We start from the raw sequence: 18,189 nt of genomic DNA, 5'->3' as shown, positions 1-18,189 counted from the left end.
CGCCACAGCTCAGAGGAGGTTGATACTGCCATCTTGTGGACTATGGTCCATAAAATTTCAACAATTCAATATCGATAGCTAAATCAAAGCACTGCTAGTCATCATCCTAACCCGGAATAGCACTCTCCGGTAGATACTGAGAAGTTTTTATATTTTTAGTAGCTTTATATACACTTTTTAGCTTGTTACCCTAATTTTTGAGGAATTATTCTGTAATCCTAGTAAGTTTTTCCACTGATATAATCTGTGAGAACTGGCGAGCGCTAATAAATAACCATACGGATGGCTAAAAAAAAGGAGAGTTGTCTCCAAACCAGGGATTAGGATTCTGCATATTAACAAATGCTTGAAGTTCAGTAATCTAAATTGAGATACTCTTACTTGAGTGTCGTTAACTAATTACTAAATCATAAATAGCTTCTAGCTTGGCAGTTTGCTTGCGAATATCAAAATTTTCGCAAATAAACTCTCGTCCTTTTTTACCCATACTTTTAGCTAAAGCCCTGTCAGACAAAAGAATATTTAATTTTTCTGCGAGAGCTTGATCGTCTTTTTCATCAACTAAAAAGCCAGTTTCTCCATCTAAAATAGCATCAGGGATAGCGCTATGCCAAGTAGAAGCTATTGGTAAACCAGAAGCGGCGGCTTCCAATATTGAAAGCGGTAAACCTTCGCTATCACCGTTCTTTGCTGTTTGACTAGGTAGAGAAAATATTTCTGCATTTCTCATAGTTTTTTGAATCACTTCATAAGGTTTTGCCCCCATAAAATTTACTCTATTACTAATACCAAGCTCATCTGCTATAGTTTTGAATTTTTCAGTCATTGTGCCACTTCCAATTTGGATAATTGACACATCTGGATGCTTACTGGCAATCCGGGAAAAGGCTTTTAATAGGGTATCAATTCCTTTTTTTTCAGTATGTCTGCCTACACATAAAATATATCTTTCATCTTTTGATTCACTCGCTGGGGCAAACTTTTCTAAATCTATACCACTATTTAGTCTAATAATTTTATCTTCAGGATAACCATATTCAATCATTTTTTTATACAAAAAACTAGAAAAAGCGATAAATTTAGATGCTTTTTGTTTTAATTCTTCTTCATGCAAAAGAAATTGATAAAATGCCGGATTACCTGACAGCCACATAGATAAACGTGAAACTGTAATATCAAAACCGTAAAATGTAACGATGAAAGGAATATTTAACTTTTCTGCCAATCGCATTGCGTAAATACCATCTGGGCCAAAATGTCCGTGAATTAATTTTAGATTTTTTAGTTCAGCCTCTTTTCCAAACATATTTGGTGAGGCAGTAATTATATGAAATAATTGCTTAATTTTCCATTGATCATTATTACTAACAGCAATATTGTCAAAAGGAATTTCTTCTAATAGTTTACAAGTAAGAAATAACGGTTTGTATATTTGTAAATTATGGGCTTGCTCTCCAATAAAAGTTTCTGATACTCTCGGATAAGCTCGACGATACATCCCAACTGTTTTCATTGTATTACTCCTATTTAAGATTAATATTTATCTTCCCAAAAAATGAACGAGATATTGGGTAAAAAACTTTTAAGTTCGTAATACATACATTTACACCCTTGGTTCTATCTGCTGCTATATTGTATAAAATGGTAAACACCTAATTTATTCAGAACAGCAATAACAATACCAATTTTTAGTTTTTTCAAGCCAATACTAGTCTAAATCAAGGCTTTAATTATTTAATTATTTATGTTAGTAAGTGAAATAATAATTTTCTTGAAACTATTATTTAGTAAATATCTTAGGGTGTAATAAAGCAAACTAGGATATTTATTATGTAAACAAACCGATTAATTTTTTCTGACTTACGCATTAACAGATAAGCCAAAATAGCAACTATGCTTTTCAAGGCTTCTAGCTAGATTTTTGCTAGCCCTAACAAAATATGGTTTGTAAAAGGCTGAACCAAGGTACTTATGTGAATGCACAAGATGATTTATTTGTACAGTGCATAAGCCCTATTTTTTATCAAACTTGATTGGGTTGAGGATAGCCTCCCTTTGTTTACTGTAATTATTTGCTGAATATCTAACACAAACACATCAATTTTAAAACATATTTACATTAAAATTATATTTATTTAATAAATACTTTTATAAAAATGATTTATTTTATACCAGCATAAGCATAACCTCGGAGTAGTGATTTAGTTTAGACTAGCATAAGCTCATCTTTCGGAGTTAGGCACTCTTGATTTTTTGACATCATCCCGCCACTGATATTATGTCTGGCTAATTAGTTATAATTCCCGAATCTATGCACAAAGCCCAAAAAGCCTTCACCTCTGCGATCCTAATGATAAGTTTTTAACCGGACACGATATGATTTAGTACACCGAATCAACATTGCATTCCCAAGACCACTCTTGAGAGTTCCTCTTTCTAAGACTCGACTTACTTGGAGGGATTTTTCCACCCACGCAGAGATCGATATTTCCAGAGGCGATTAACGTTTCCGTATATCATATGGTACGGAATGCTATCTCAATCTCCCATTCCCCATAGCCCAAGTGCAAGAAACCCACTCCTTTAAGGGGTTGAATTCTGCAAGTAGTTATGAATCAAATCATGAAAACATCTACCAAATTGCTAGCTAGCCTGGAGTATTACTACATCTATACAAGTAGTATTTGGTATCAAGCAACTTCATGCGTAGTCACCTGGACGACGAAGAATCAGAAATGGGTTAGCAGATTTCACCTTATAGTCGTGGTAAGGTGTTTGAGCTTTGGCGATCGCTTCTGATGCAATCCACTCAGGATGGTTATCTTGCCACAGAGGATGCCGTAAAATCAGGATTGTCTGACGGTTATGATTTTGGTGTACGTAGCCAGTGAGAGTTCCGAACTGAGTAGGTAAGCCGTAACCAAGGCGTTGAAGTGTAGCGGGAATTGGTGCATTCATCCCTTGATATAATTCACTCCAAGGATTTGGAATACTGCCCCAAGGAGATTTGAGATCAATTCTAGATGAAGCTGATAACACTAATTGCGCCATATCTAAAGCCAGTCGCCAGTCTAATAACCCGTGATAAGCAAGGTTTTGATAATCTCGCAAACATAAGTTGCATGATGTATCACAGGCGTTTCCATGTGGCTGATTTATCCACTTGCTGACAATGCTATTAAGAATATTGGGATTCGCCAAATCCATCAATTTTTTAAATTCTTTTGGTTTTTCCAGAAATCGGCAATATCCTGCCCCATTTTCTAGATGATCGCATAAAAAAGCCTGCCCGATCACAGATTTATTTTGCTCTAGCGATCGGAACCCAGCCTGCAACTCCATTGCATCCACATCTAATTGGGTGGCAGCTGCTACCCGCAACCAAAATGCAAAGGAATACCAAGCTGCACGTCCGATAACTGTGGTTGGATCAGCAAAAACACCAGTAGGCCATTCCTCAATATTTACCAACAAAATATCTGTCTTCCGCCGCGATAACAACGCCACCCGATAGGCAGAACCATAAGTAGTTACTGAGTTATTCTTATCTGAAGAAACTGCATAAGCTCCAGGTTTGGGCTTACCATAAATTAAGGCATTTTCAAAGTCAAATCCACCATTGCCACCGTTGTCATTCACAGAAATTATGTGGTCATTAAATGCAGACACGGAAGCGTTAAGGATACGCTGTATATTGCCTACGTCAGCATTAACACTTAAAGATGGTCTGGTTGCGTTTGGTTGCCACTCAAATTGTCCATCAAAGTCTTCTGGTTGCAAGTTAGTAAAAAATCCCTTGGGTTCTCTAGTATCTAGACAACGCAAAGCATCTACCCCGCACACTGGACAGATATCTTTTGGCGGTTCCTGATATCCCGGATGTGGTTTTTTTAACAATTTGTATGGATAAATAACCGCTTGACAGTTAGCACAAAGTCCTAAAGATTTATTCTCTTGGGTGAGGGCTGGTACAAGTCCTGGTTTCGATTCTATATTCTTACCTTGGGGATATAATTCGACTACACCACAGGCTGTATGCACAGCTTTATCTTTCACCGTTTGGGAACAAGGGGCAAATTGGCTGAGGGCAATATCTAGATTGCGATCGACTACTCCCTCCGTTGGTGGCCATTGGTTGGCGTGTGTGGGAAAGCGGGTATAAAGCGATCGCACCCGCGTTGGAAAGCCAAACATCGGCAATAACCCAGCATTTGCTAGACGTTCACTCAATTTATCTTGGGTGTAAGTATCATCTTCCACAACTGTTTGAATTTCTGAGATTAAATCATCGCGTAGGAAATTCAACATCTCGGCATTGCTGGCGTTGGGTAAAGCTGTCTGCACTCGCAAGCTATCTAATATAGTGATTATGGCTGGCTCATTCTTGGGGTCATGTAACCAATCTTGGATATCTAGTTTGTAATTTTTCCAATCAATTACACTACCAAATTCTCCATGTACATTGTCACCTCCATTAACAGCACTCATACCTAAATCGCTAAAGGCTTGGCGTAAAACTTCCTTGATCAGAACCCGCCTAAAAATGGGAACGCTTGTCATATCAACATAGGGCGGCGGTGGCGGATCGCCTGTAATACTTTCCGGGCGTTGGAAGTAAAAATCATCGTGGTTTCTACCGCGACAGAAGGTAACAGCTAAGGCAACTCCAGCAGAACGTCTACCGGCCCGACCAACTCGCTGTTGATAGTTGAAGCGACGGGGTGGCATATTTGCCATCATCACTGCCAACAGCGCACCGATATCAACACCTGCCTCCATTGTAGTTGTGACGCTTAAAAGGTCGATACCTTGGACGCGGGAAATTTCGTTATTGATAAAAATATCTTGAAACCAGCGTTGGCGTTTGGTACGTTGATCTCGGTCGGTTTGTCCAGTTAACTCGGCGGCGTTCATGCGGAAGGGCTGACCTTCTAAGGAAAGATAGGTATAGTAATCGAAGTCACCAGTTGGGATTCCAGTACTAAGTTGTTGAGGATTTTTGTTGGTATGACTACGGCTATTACATTCAGGACATAAGCCAGCAGCAGGATGCAGATAGAAAGCATTGCAGCGATCGCACCGATATCCTTGATTTTTGACCGACGGTAGCATTAAATAAAGTTTATTTGGATCTAGTGATAAACTACCACTAGCGGCAATTCCAGCCTGTGAGTTGAGTAATTGCTGTTGTATATCTTGAGGTTTTAAACCTGTAGACTCAATGTACTTTTGGGCAAAGCCAGGTAAGTTGTGATCTGTTCCAGGGTAAAAAAACTTAGAATACTGGTGTCGGCGACGGATGCCCAATTGTCTGATTACTGCATCAGTAGCTTGAATTATTTTAGATGGTGTATTTTCTAGCGGTTGATAGCTGACCCACCCTTGCCCAAAACCCTCCATTGTGCGTACCATGTGATCAAACAATGGATTCATTAGTTCAGCAGTGAGCATATCTTCCAGTCGGGTGGCATGGTCAGCCTGAGTTTGTGTAGCTGGAAAAATTCTCGTCACCGAATTATCAGACCAGTTGTAGCATTCAAACCAAGAATACCGTTGCTGACTCTGATTTTGTCCAATTGAGTAATTCAAGGCGCGGAAACTCGAACCGCCGGGACAAATACCACACTCTAATAAAGCATCTCTAACTTTTTGCCGTAATTCCAACAAAGGAATGCGTTCGGGGTAGCGTTTGAGTAAACCTAGCCATGCACTACTCGCCTGTTGATTATTAGCGGGTAAACCCATCACCCAGAAAAGCGCCTCTGTAACTAAGGTAGGATTAGCATTAGCAAAGCGATCGCGCCGAGTCATATCATCTGCTACTTGGGCAACAGCACTATAAAAATTAGCGTTTAAAGTCTGCAATTTTACTAGACTGGCTGGGTTATTAGCAGCAGTAATCTACAAAAAGGCTATCAGGTCATCCCAATATTGATAAAAGGACTGGATTAGTAGTAGGCGCACCATATCGCGGTAATGGTCAAGTTCCATTCCCGCAGCCAGTTTAGCTGCATCTTGGCGACTATCAGAAAATATTACCAACTTACGAGAACTACTCAACCCCTTTTGAAACGGTGCTGGCATTTCTCGTAACAGTCCACTAGCAATAACTTGACAAGCCTTTTGAAAGCCAGTGCGGTGGATACGTAAAGGAGTCGGAAATTTGTCTCGTTTACCGTAGTCAGCATCACACCGGGGACACTTTGTTGGTAGTGCTGGTTGATCTAAATCATCTCCCTTTACCTGATACAGCCACCCTGGAATCTCATCAGTTTTCGGCGATGTGGCATTCTGGATAAGTACGCCTGTTTGTTTGTCTAACTTTGCTTTCACCCACTGGCGTTTTATCCGATCAACAGTCCATTCTAAAACTTGAGGTTGTGTAGTCCAGGCTGGTGTTTCTCCCGGTAATGGCCAAAATACCCGATAGTTGCCGTAACGTTGATTCATGACGACCAAATCGGGTATACCTTCTAAGTTCGGCTGATCTGGCGTGAGGATATCTACTGTCTGGTTAATTAGCTTGCGAGTACTTTTGTATCCTCCTAAAAAGACATCGCCACAGACTTCGCAGACAATTAAATCGAGAACGCGGGAACCACAACCGCAGCTGAGGCGATGGTTAGCATGGATAGCACCAGTGGTTGGTTGATCGCTTTGTCGCTGAATTTGATCAACTTGGGTGCAACTAGGGTTACGGCAAGCCCATAGGCTTTGCAAGTTGTGGAAAAATAAATGTCCGCGCACAGGTTGGGGCGATCGCCCGTTACTCAATTTTGACATCCCTAATGCTAACAGTAGTCCCCGCATGGAGTCGGATACCAAATTACTAGCCGCAGCGTTGGGGAAAAGTTCGTTATCTAAATCTGTTTGGTGTTTTTGTTTATTGGGATCTTTGACTTTCGCCGCCCGAACCGACGGCTGATTAGTTTGGCGAACAACGCGATCAACTTCTTGACAAGCATCGCGCAAAGCTTCACCAGCCCCAACAATCGCTAAAGCTTCACCGAGTTGCTTTTCTTCACTAATTCCAGATTTGGAGTATCCCAACTTGCTAGCCAAGGTAGACATAGCCCCAGTGTTTGCCGTTGGATCTGGCTGTGTCATCGATTGTAATGGATCGGGCTGCACTGACTGGGCAAACTCTGCAAAGGCGCTTTCATATTTAACCAGAGATTTTCTCGCGTTGGCTTTTGGCTGTTGTTGTTGTCCAGTGATGAAAGCAAACTGTTTGTCATCACGTCCAAAAAATTCGCGCAGGAATTTTCTTCCTTCTGGGTTATCATCCAAACTTGCTGTAGTCGTGACTATCCGCAGCTTTGGCGAATCTGGTGTTAAACCCAACCGAGAAAAAAGCAAGCGTAAAATATAGGCAACTTCCGTTCCCGGAGTGCCACGATAGGCGTGTAATTCGTCAATAATCAGGAAAAATTGCCGTTCTGGATGATTTGGTTCTGCCAGCCAGTCACGAGTTATATCAAAAATATCGTTTTCAATGCTCCGCATCATCATAATGTTGAGCATGGAGTAGTTAGTAATTAAAATATCTGGTGGAGTATCTTGCATATCCCAACGTGACCACATTTCGCCACCATCAAGTCGGGGAAAGTAGTAAGGTAAATCGGGATTTAAAGATAAATTCGCCTGAAGTAAATTTTGTTGCTGCTTGGCACAGTCATCTAATTCGTTTCGCAGTCGTTTAATTTTATCAGGTGTTGGTTCACCCGGAATCGGGGTTTGTCCAGTGTAACGCCCAAAGGTAATCCGGTTTGTGCCGCGTTCTTTATCCAGCCAATCGTGGATTTCTGGCGCTTCCAGGGCTTTTCTGAGTCGTCGCAATTGGTCTTCTACCAAAGCGTTGAGGGGATAGAGTATTAAACCTCGCATGGCTTTGGGGCGATTAACGTGTTTCCATTGAGAGATGCGATCGCTTTGAACATCCCACCAGCAATGATTACTCGGTGGAGGCGCACTTGCCTCCCAAGTGCTGGATTCCCATGCTAAATGGGCGAGTAGTGGCAATAAAAAGCACTCAGTTTTACCGGAACCTGTACCAGTGGTAACAACTAAATCTTTTTGGTTGATTAAAACTGACTCTAAACTTTCCCACTGGTGTTGATAAAGTTCGATTCCCCCTTCAAATAGCATTTTTCCCAGTTGTGCCAAATCATGGTATTTTTCAGGCAGTTGTTTGGCAGCAGTTTGTAAGTCTCTCCCAGATGAAGGGTAAATCGGAACTGGTTCAATTAAAGGTGGTTGGCTTAAAATACCTGGTTGTTGCAAAAGGCGATCGCGTTCTGCGGCTAAAGAGCGATAACGTAGTGGAAAGGCACTTTTAATATACAGCTGATAGATATGGTTAAGTCGTTGATACGCTCCAACTACGTCATGCACAAATTAAAGCCTCTTCATATTTAACATTTAGCTTTTGACTCAATTGATGGGCAACTTCCCCACTCACATTTTGATACAGCAGCCAGTTGCCCTGATATGTTGGTAGTTGTCCAGATGCCAGCACCAAAGCACGTTCATATAGTTCCGGCCAGCGCTGTTTTACTGGTATTGCCAAACACTTTGTAGCAAAATTGTAATGAGCTTGGCAAGATGCACCATGATAATACAAAGCTAGAAAGCGCAAACCATACCAATCGCCTTGATGCCAAGTGTTAGTGTTTTGGTTGTAGAAAAGGGTGTAGCAAAGGTTTCGGTTTTCATCACACATCTGATACATCCCTGTTTCGTGAGGAATACCGCAGATTTTAAAATCATCACCGTCAAAGTGCTTCCATTCCCACCGACTCGGCACAATTCCCGGCATCTTCCTCAGATTTTGCTGCCAAGTGGAGATATCAGGTAGAATTTGGGCAAGTCGTGTGGATACTTCACCCGCATTGATGATTGGAAAATTATTTGCGATCGCATCAGAGTTATTCACCGCCAATTGAATGCAAGGTGGTGCTTCCCCTTTCGGTTGGGGAGTAATAGATACTACAATACCATATTCTTCTAATCGTTTGAGTAAGCTGATACTGCGTTGACCACACAGTATAAAATCGGAAGTGTGCGAGTTAATTTTAACAATACTTGAAGGAGCCGCCGACCATTTGGAACCGTCTAGTGAAGATTCAAGATGTCCTAATAAGCGTAACCGTCGTAAGATGCGTTTAGGTTCCTGAAGTTGGAGTGCATTGCAGCTTTTTTGAAAGGATTCCCAGCTACCATTGCCGAGGGTTGATAACCAGTATAGGAAGCGATCGCTATTTTGGGAAGGTTTCACCCAATCAGCATCAAAATGATTAATAGAGTGTAATTCTGTCAGTTCAAAAGGGTTATCAGTACTGATATTTTGTCTTGGTTGATAAGGAATAGGGCTGGTATAATCATAAACATCGTGAGCTACACCAACCATAGGTTTTATCTGTTCATAAGTGAAGCCCCGACTATTTTTAATTGGACATTGGAAAAACGATAACTTTAGTAGACTTGCTTGCAATTCTGTAGGCAATTCACCGACTTGGTGACTTTCAATTGCTAAGAAGAAATAAAAAGGCGTTCGAGATTTTATACCCTTTTCTACTCGTAAAAGCGGCACTAATTTAGTAAGATTATGACGCTGCACTTGTTCTGAAATTTGCTTGATGAGGTCTTGTGGATTTCCGCGATAAGAAAATCCTGTATACCATCTTTGTACTGGTGGCATGATACAACCCTGATAACTTTAAATAATTTAACAACTTTGCTGAATTACACTGCCAAAAATATGATATGCAGAATTAATTGGTATTACTTCCCGATGCACACATTTTTCTATGTCCAGATAATTCCAATCTACAATCTTGACCAAACGCTGACTAGATTCACCTGCAAAAGTCGCCTCAATTAGGTAATCGCCAGGATGAGCAAAATCAAGCGTTATAGAAGTATTTGTACTTTGTAAACTATCCAGAATTGTCTGATTATCTGATAATCGAGTTACTTTTAATTCTGCGGTTGAAAAGAAGCCAAAAATAGTAATTTGTGGGCTATGATTCACAAGCCAAGCGCCAATTTTGGGCACGCGTAAGCCCCCAGACAAACTGATTGATAATTTTACACTTGGTTGCAAAGCATACTTAAGAGTTTGATTTTTGATGAAGACTCCATCCCAAGCTTGAGAAACAACCATGCACTGCTGAAGTTCTACCCATCCAGAATTATTAAATATCGGTTGAGTTGTCAAACTCGATTTTAGTAAATTTTCATCTCGCAAGCGTTGAATATCACTGAGTAATTCTTGTTTACATAAGAGAATAAACTGAGTACCTAATGATGGGGCTTGCCAAGAAGCATAAGCTCCAGAATCAGGATTTTCCGGGTCGGGAATTAGTATCCAAAAGTCACGAGCAGGTAAAATTAGGTAATCTAAATTATCTGGAGAAGCAATTTGATATTTAGCACCATTTTCTAACTCCTTCTGACTGACTAAATACTCTAAAGGAAAATACCATCCAGGGCGTTCTTCTCTTAATAAATGAGTATTATCTTCCTGTTTAACCTCTACTGATTCTAGGCTGCGTCCTCGCTGCTGCTTGGGGTAAAGAGAATAATCTACCTGACCTAACAAAGGATGTTCAGCGCGATATAAACCACAGAAAAGATGACGACTCCAAGAGCAATAATTATTCTTGTCTGCCGTAGGACATCCTTGAGCTTTCCACTGTTCATAAACTTGATGCAAAGCTTCCACAATCGCCTCATGGCGTTGCTTATTTTCCGTGAGTAAATCTTTTAAATGGATGCCAAATCCCCCTGCTTCTCGTCGAACATGAGCAAACAAAGTTTGGGCATCCCATTCTGCTTGCCATTGCTTCTCTTGGAATAATTTTCGCAATCTGTTTTTATCAGTGCGACGCAGTAAGGATTGAGAAATTGGATAATTAATATAAGTAGCTGCACCACCACCTCGTTGTGCTGAAGGTAAAAATCTATCTTCCATTAGCCAGCGATTCCACTCTCGCCATAGGGGTTCTTCAGCTTCATTACCAAATTTCATCCCCAATGGACGAGCAAAACCAGGCAAGCCTAAAATCTCTCGTAAGCGTTTGAAATAATTAGTTTCTGATATTTTTTCTTCTTGAGCCATTTGTGAAGCGGCTAAAATTGTAGCGCATAAAAAAGCAACTCCTTTGGGTAATCCTTGCGAATCACGCCCTTTTAAATGCTGCAAATTAACCTGTCCTTCAAAGATGACTTTTCTTCTCACTGCTGTGCAGAAGTTATCAACCCAAGTAGCATTTGTAGATGATTGTCCAAAATGATAACCAATACGTTCTATGACATCTTCATCAACACTCAAATAAATTTTTGTACCGTGTGGTGTACCCTTGATAAAATAATCAATTCAAGCCTGATTCCAATCTGTATAATTCGCCATTCGGGTTTAGTGCAAGCGCTCGTTAAATCACCATGATTGGTAATAATTTTTATAATGTAAGTAGGCACTTAAAAATTTAATTGGAAATGATGTTTTATAACACAGGCAATCATTGACGAGGGCTTGCTGTTTGCTTCGCCACTCAATCAAATATTTTATTTCCAACTTAAAAATTATTATAGAGCTATAATAGTTACCAATGCATACGTAATTTAACTGAAAGTACTAGTCGTCTATCTAAGTTAAATTATCAACAAAAAGAATTCGTTATGCCTTAAAAAGCTGAAAATAAAAGTATAAAATTTTACTCATGTTCATGAAGATTTGAACAAATACCGTATTTTCGTTTGCGATCGCTAAAATTAAGTACCCACAGGACTATTAACAAGAGATAATAATAAGCTCACACCACCCTCAGCTGTTGTCCCATCAACCATTACAGAGCTTATTCTGGCTTGGTTTAGGTAATTCACTTCACAGTCACAGGGTTGAATTCTGCAAGTAGTTCTGAACCAAACCATGAAAACATCTACCAAATTGCTATCTCGCCTGGACTATTACTACCAGCAAATCAAAACGATCATCCTGGCTCGACAGAATCCAATTACTGGTTTACTACCTGCGAGTACAGCGATTACAGCCCACGGCGATTATACAGATGCCTGGGTGCGAGACAACGTTTACAGCATTTTGGCAGTTTGGGGTTTAGGACTTTCATACCGCAAGATTGACGACGATGAAGGACGCACCTATGAACTAGAACACAGTGTCATCAAACTGATGCGCGGGTTGCTCTTTGCGATGATGCGACAGGCTTATAAAGTAGAGACATTTAAACATACTCAGTCGCTACTAGATGGACTGCACGCCAAATATAATACCGCGACTGGTGACATTGTTGTTGGTGATAATGAATGGGGACATTTGCAACTTGATGCTACATCTATATTTTTGCTGATATTGGCGCAAATGACGGCAGCCGGATTGCAAATAATTTATACGATTGATGAAGTGAATTTCGTCCAAAATTTAGTTTACTATATTGGACGAGCTTACCGCACACCAGATTACGGCATTTGGGAACGTGGGAATAAAATTAATCGTGGTAGTGCTGAGTTAAATGCCAGTTCTGTAGGCATGGCAAAAGCTGCTTTAGAAGCTATCAATGGACTGGATTTGTTTGGTGTGCGTGGTAGTCAAGCATCGGTGATTCATGTGCTACCAGATGAAATCGCCCGCGCCCGGATTACTTTAGAATCCTTATTACCGAGAGAATCTGGTTCCAAAGAAATTGATGCGGCGCTGTTAAGTATTATTAGTTATCCTGCCTTTGCAGTGGAAGATTTGGAGTTACGCGATCGCACTTTAAACGATATTATCAATAAACTTGCTGGTAAATACGGCTGCAAACGCTTTCTGCGTGATGGACACCAAACCGTTTTAGAAGATCATCAGCGCTTGCACTACGAACCGTGGGAACTCAAGCAATTTGAGCATATTGAATGCGAATGGCCGTTATTTTTCACTTATTTAGTTTTAGATGGATTATTTCGTGGCGAACAAGAACAAGTTAAAAAATACCAAAATCTTTTAGAATCATTACTCATAGAACAAGATGGGTTGCGTTTATTGCCAGAACTTTATTATGTTCCTGCAGAAAATATAGAGGCAGAAAAGTTAGCACCTCAAACGCAACCACGTTTGCCCAATGAAAATATTCCTTTGGTGTGGGCACAAAGTTTATATTTTCTCAGTCAAATGTTGAGTGAAGGTTTACTGGCAGTTGGTGATATCGACCCATTAGGAAGACATTTGTGTGTGGGCAAACAGCGCGAAGCATTGGTACAAATTGCTTTATTAGCAGAAGATGAAGATTTACAAACGAAACTAGAAGTTCACGGAATTGAAGCACAAACACCCGCCCAAGTAGAACCAATTCAAGTGAGAAAAGCTGGAGAATTTTCAGCTATTTATACTCAAATTGGACGTAATGATAAACTTGGTTTAACTGGGCGTCCAGTGCGGCGACTGCGGAGTTTGACAACATCTAGAATATTTCGGATTCGTGGTGAAACAATTGTGTTTTTGCCTTCATTCTCAGACTCTCAACAGTTTTATCTAACCCTTGATTACCATTTTTTGCTGGATCAAATTAGAAGCGAACTAGCTTATATTCAAAAATATTGGAGCGATTTAGGGCGTCCTACTCTGACTTTAATGTTAACGCACACTATGTTAGAAAGTGGTTCTGAGGCATTACTAGAACTGATGCAAGAACTGAAAGATGGTGTTTGTAACGGTGTACGGGTGAAATTAGGGCGGCTAAATCAGCTAATGCTAACAGCCGGAATCCAAAGAATTGATTTTCTTCCCAATACAGAATTCTCGCGATCGCCTGTGAAAAATGCTAGCCCACGTTGCTATTATTTAGCTTATCATCCTGAGAAAAACTGGCGCTTAGGGCATACCCAAGAATTTCAAATGGAGTGTGAAACCAACTTTGGGTTATTACTTTCTCATTTGCGCTCATCAGAGAATATTTACGAACAAATTGAGTTACTGCAAACTTTAACTCGCTTGCAGGGAATGCAATTTGATACGGGATATGGCGGCCCAGGATATCCTGTCACAGTAGGCGATTTACTAGATGAAGTTTACACCAAAGCTGGAGATTTAGGCATTTGGGCAGTAGTGCGTCGGGCTGCGGGGTTACGCCAAATGGTTGATATCAGCCTATCAGATGCAGTGACAAGTATTTTGGTAAGGGGTAAGCAAATTGCTGTGGGTAAAGCTTACAGTGAGGCGTCTTTAATTACCGTACCCATGTCCCACGATGAAATTGCCGATAAAATTAATCATTTTTGTCGTGAAGATATACGCGATCGCGTCCTAACACAAGAAATTTTAATCTATCTTGGCATCTTAATTCGCTCAGAACCCGGACTATTCCAAGGACTATTAACACTGAGAGTCGGCTATCTCATCTTATTGATCACCAGCGAACTAGCGCGGGAATTGCATCTCACTCAAGATGAAGCTTACGATCACTTAATGCAACTTTCACCCTTTGAAGTTAAAGTGCGCTTGCGTCAGGTATTAACTGGATATACTGGCATGAGTAACCTGTTACGCCAGCAAGAATCACTGCACGTCAAGCAAAAAGAAAGTGATATTGCTTGGGTGGTGCTACCAGGAATCGCCGAAGGGATAGAAGTTCCGCCTGGAGGTTGGCGGCGGTTTCGCCAAGCCGATGGTGCAACGGGGCGTGTACCAAAAGAATTTTTTAAACAAGTTTGGCTATTAATGCAACATTGCAAGGGTCTAGTAATTGGCGATAAATTAGAGCGGCGCAATCGTTTAGATAGTGAGATAATGTTGTCGGAAATGACCGCAGGTGAAAGAAATTTTGCTCTGTTAGTTGAGCATTTGCTGAATAAAATCGAAGCTCCAGAATACCGACAAGTTAATATTGAAGCATTAATTGAATTAGGAGCGATCGCAGCCAATAATCCTAAGCTGCAAATTGAAGAATATATCGTTTTGGATGTGTTAATTGGTCATGCAGTGCGATTGGCATGGTTAGAGAATCATAGTCAACGTAGCGATCGCTATGATGAAGATAAGGCTAGTGCGTGGCGATCGTTTTACAATACTTCTCCTAGAGATTGTGCTAGTTATATTTTGAAGGCTTTCAGGTTCTTGACGGAATTTGTGAAAGATTTTTAAACGCAGAGGGGAGGCAGCGCGTTGCGGGGGTTCCCCCGTTGTAGCGACTGCCGTCGCGCGAAGGGAAGCGTAGAGGAACGCAGAGAATGAGTTGAGTGGGGTGATTATTGGGTGTGCGATGAGGGTGCATACTGCTTTGGGGCCTGGTTTATTGGAGCCAGCTTATGAAGAGTGCTTGGATTATGAATTGAAGAAAGCTGGATTGAATATTGGTAAGCAAATTCCATTGCCCTTAGTTTATCAAGATGTGCAATTGGAATGCGTTTATAAATTAGATTTGATAGTCGAAAACCAAGTAATTGTAGAGATTAAATCTGTAGAATTCTTCCACCCGATTCACTCCGTTCAACTCCTAACCTATCTCAAACTAGCAAACTGCAAACTAGGTCTTCTCCTCAACTTTAACGTCCTCCACCTCAAAGAAGGCATTAAACGCGTAGCCAACAACCTCTAACTCTCACTCTAACTCCCCCTCTGCAAACCTCTGCGCTTCCCTCCGCGTTCCTACCCTGCGGGAAGGCGAAGTGCCTATGCGTTGAAAAAAAATATCCCCCACCTCAGATTCCAAAAGCAGGGGTTTTATTAAAACTACTTAACAGAAACAGCATCAACATCAACAGTGCTTCCAGTGGAGGTAGAACCCTCTGGAGTATTAGGTACTTCAGTACCCGCCTCACCCTTACGAGCTTTCCAGCCCTCAATTACTAGCCCAGACACCTCACTAACTAGCAGAGTCAGAAGGAAAACATCATCAATCTGCCCCACAACGGGTATAAAATCTGGGAGAACATCAAATGGGCTGACCAAATAGACCAACGTTCCTAAAATTACCCACCAACGGTATTTGGGGTTACGAAGTACAGTGCGATACCAGGTGTAAAGCGATTGGATTGAAAATTTCATATTTTGAACCTCCTGAACCTCCAGTTATCTTTTATTTTGACAAATTATGCTAAAAACTCACGGTGCGAATAACCGTCCTAGTTAGTTAGGAAGACGCTACTAGTAATTTGTCAACAAAGATAAATAAGTAGGTAGCAGGTTCATCCTAAACAGACATGAGTCCAATATAGACCGAACAAGAAGAACCCCTTTCCTACTAGCATTGGGGAGTATATTCAAAGCCTTTCTCCTTTTTGACCCAATTTTCAGGTGCAAGGCTGATTAATCGCTTGGTGCTGATATTTGCTGCTCTAGCCATAAGAGATATGCCTATGTACTGATTTTACTTTGCTAGAGATTTTATAAATTGCTCGGTATAGTCTTAAACTTCTGTGCAGATCCCAAAGAATAATCTTCTAATTTCAAATCAGCAAAAGGTTTCTTTTCTAACCTATTCCGTAGCGCCTCGTCAAGAATGACACCTGATGATTCTCTTTTAACACCAATAATTATTACACTTGTCTGATATGTAGTTAAATCCTGATTTGCCTGACAATCACTCCGTTGGAATTGACCCAAATTCAATAAGTGATAACTTTTGACACTTGGTGTATTAATAAATAATTTTTTAACCAAAAGTTGTATTTGTTTAGAACGTTCTAAAGCTAGACGTTCTTGAACTGATCTATCACCTTTACAAGAAGCTGTGCCGACAGAGATAATCTCATTGGGAGCTTCCATTATCTTCTCTATACCTTCTTGTTCTAAGTTTAACTTCAAAAGGTCAACACTAATAATTTCATCATTGTATTTAATTTGAAAGTTGCTACCTAAAAGCCATTTATATTTTAGTGATAAAACTGCTATATTAAACTCAGCTATCCTTCCCTGGCTATCCCTACCTTCTTGATAAGAAAAGTAATCGATGTTACCTTTTTTTTCTGGATATTGTCTGTAATAAGATGTTTCAGAAAAATCTGATTTTCGCGTTGCTAAAGCTACGATACTAAGTAATCCTAATACTACTAATAGAACTGCAAAAAATGCCAATAGCGGCACTTTTTCTGGCTGCTTATTTGGAGGTAATGAATTGTGATTAATATCTACAGGTAAATGTTCAAGGTTAGAAAATTCTAATATATTACTATTTGTCGGAGTAGTGTCTGTTAATTGAGTTTCAATTTCTTCTAGGGAATGCAAAATTTCTTGAGTACTGGCAGGACGTTTTTCTATATCTGACGCTGTTAGCCAATCAATTAAATTCAATAGTAAGGGTGAAATCTGGGTAGCATGATTTTGCCAGTGCAACAAATTTTGCTGGACATCATACATCTCCAAAGGATGATATCCTGTCAGCAAAAATACAAAAGTGCGTCCCAAAGCAAAGAAATCTGACTGCGATACTGCTTGACCATTCATTTGTTCTGGGGCACTGTAGCCAGATGACATAAGTGCTGTCATCTTGTCGCCATTGCTTAGTTGGTCTTGGTAGGTTTTATTAATTTCACTGGCGGTGCCATAATCTATTAGTACTAGATTCCCCCAATCCTTCTCAAAGGGGGATCTAATCATGATGTTAGATGGCTTAATATCTCGATGTAGGTACTGTTTGCTATGTACTACATCTAAAATTTCTATCAACTGTCTTAACCAGTCTATGGCTTGTTCTTGGGATATGGGGCTATTTTGCTGCTGTAGCCACTGTTCTAAGTTGTAGCCATCGATTTTTTCCATTGCAATGCAATGCAACACTAAACCATTTCGGGTTTGATACTGGAAGTAACTATCTTCTTTGGGAATTCTGGGATGCTTGAATTGTCCCAACATGGTTACTTCTTGCTGAAATAGTTCTACTGCTTTGGCGTCGCCTGATAAATCCTCTTTGAGTATCTTGAGAATTTTGGGGGTATCTTGCTCGTATGCCTCATAAACTTTACTAAAACCTGTTTTGTCACTTATCAGGCACGTCACCCGATAACGCCCTAGTAATTCTAGATGGGAACCACAACTTTGACAAAAGCGGTTTTGATGATTATTTGGGTGATTTGGTTTAGGGCAAACAGGGTTGATACAAAGGCTCATGACAGGAGAGTAGAGAGTAGAGAGTGGGGGAGATGAGGGAGTGGAAAAGCAGGGGAGCATACTTCGACTGCGCTCAGTAACCGGGG

Annotated in this window: 9 protein-coding genes; 2 read left to right on the top strand and 7 right to left on the bottom strand. The window is 40.5% G+C overall.

The genetic code is table 11. From position 1 onward, the window contains the following. Positions 1–391: 391 nt before the first annotated feature. The 5 genes from V7K60_RS29850 to V7K60_RS29830 all read right to left on the bottom strand — a co-directional run bounded on the left by V7K60_RS29850 (position 392) and on the right by V7K60_RS29830 (position 11,335). Positions 392–1,513, bottom strand: coding sequence for a glycosyltransferase (locus V7K60_RS29850; protein ID WP_334931064.1), 1,122 nt, complete (start codon positions 1,511–1,513; stop codon positions 392–394). A gap of 1,187 nt (positions 1,514–2,700) precedes the next feature. After that, positions 2,701–5,865: a helicase C-terminal domain-containing protein gene (locus V7K60_RS29845; RefSeq protein ID WP_334931062.1), complete on the bottom strand. Its 3,165-nt coding sequence runs from the start codon at positions 5,863–5,865 to the stop codon at positions 2,701–2,703. 36 nt (positions 5,866–5,901) lie between these two features. Then, positions 5,902–8,394 (bottom strand): DEAD/DEAH box helicase, encoded by a 2,493-nt coding sequence (locus V7K60_RS29840; RefSeq protein ID WP_334931060.1) that lies wholly within the window; start codon positions 8,392–8,394, stop codon positions 5,902–5,904. Then, positions 8,387–9,700, bottom strand: a complete 1,314-nt coding sequence (locus tag V7K60_RS29835; protein WP_334931058.1) for a hypothetical protein — start codon at positions 9,698–9,700, stop codon at positions 8,387–8,389. Before V7K60_RS29835 ends, V7K60_RS29840 begins: the two co-directional genes overlap by 8 nt. Positions 9,701–9,727: 27 nt before the next feature. Further along, complete coding sequence (locus V7K60_RS29830; RefSeq protein WP_334931056.1) at positions 9,728–11,335, bottom strand: hypothetical protein; 1,608 nt, start codon at positions 11,333–11,335, stop codon at positions 9,728–9,730. A 597-nt stretch (positions 11,336–11,932) separates the two neighbouring features. Between V7K60_RS29830 and V7K60_RS29825 the strand changes: the two genes are divergently transcribed. Next, entirely contained in the window at positions 11,933–15,139 is a 3,207-nt protein-coding gene (locus V7K60_RS29825; RefSeq protein ID WP_334931054.1) for a glycoside hydrolase family 15 protein, read from the top strand. A 91-nt stretch (positions 15,140–15,230) separates the two neighbouring features. Further along, a complete protein-coding gene (locus tag V7K60_RS29820; protein WP_334931051.1) occupies positions 15,231–15,593 on the top strand; it encodes a GxxExxY protein in 363 nt (120 codons plus the stop codon). Between the two features lie 134 nt (positions 15,594–15,727). Here V7K60_RS29820 and V7K60_RS29815 read toward each other — a convergent pair whose 3' ends face one another. Then, a complete protein-coding gene (locus V7K60_RS29815) occupies positions 15,728–16,042 on the bottom strand; it encodes a YkvA family protein (protein ID WP_334931049.1) in 315 nt (104 codons plus the stop codon). 339 nt (positions 16,043–16,381) lie between these two features. Beyond that, positions 16,382–18,103 carry a serine/threonine-protein kinase gene (locus V7K60_RS29810; RefSeq protein WP_334931048.1) on the bottom strand — a complete coding sequence of 574 codons (1,722 nt, stop codon included), beginning with the start codon at positions 18,101–18,103 and terminating at the stop codon, positions 16,382–16,384. Positions 18,104–18,189: the final 86 nt, after the last annotated feature.

Source organism: Nostoc sp. (assembly GCF_036917555.1).
GTDB lineage: Bacteria > Cyanobacteriota > Cyanobacteriia > Cyanobacteriales > Nostocaceae > Nostoc.
Note: the sequence above shows the minus strand (reverse complement) of the source record. Positions and strands in the feature narration are given on the sequence as shown.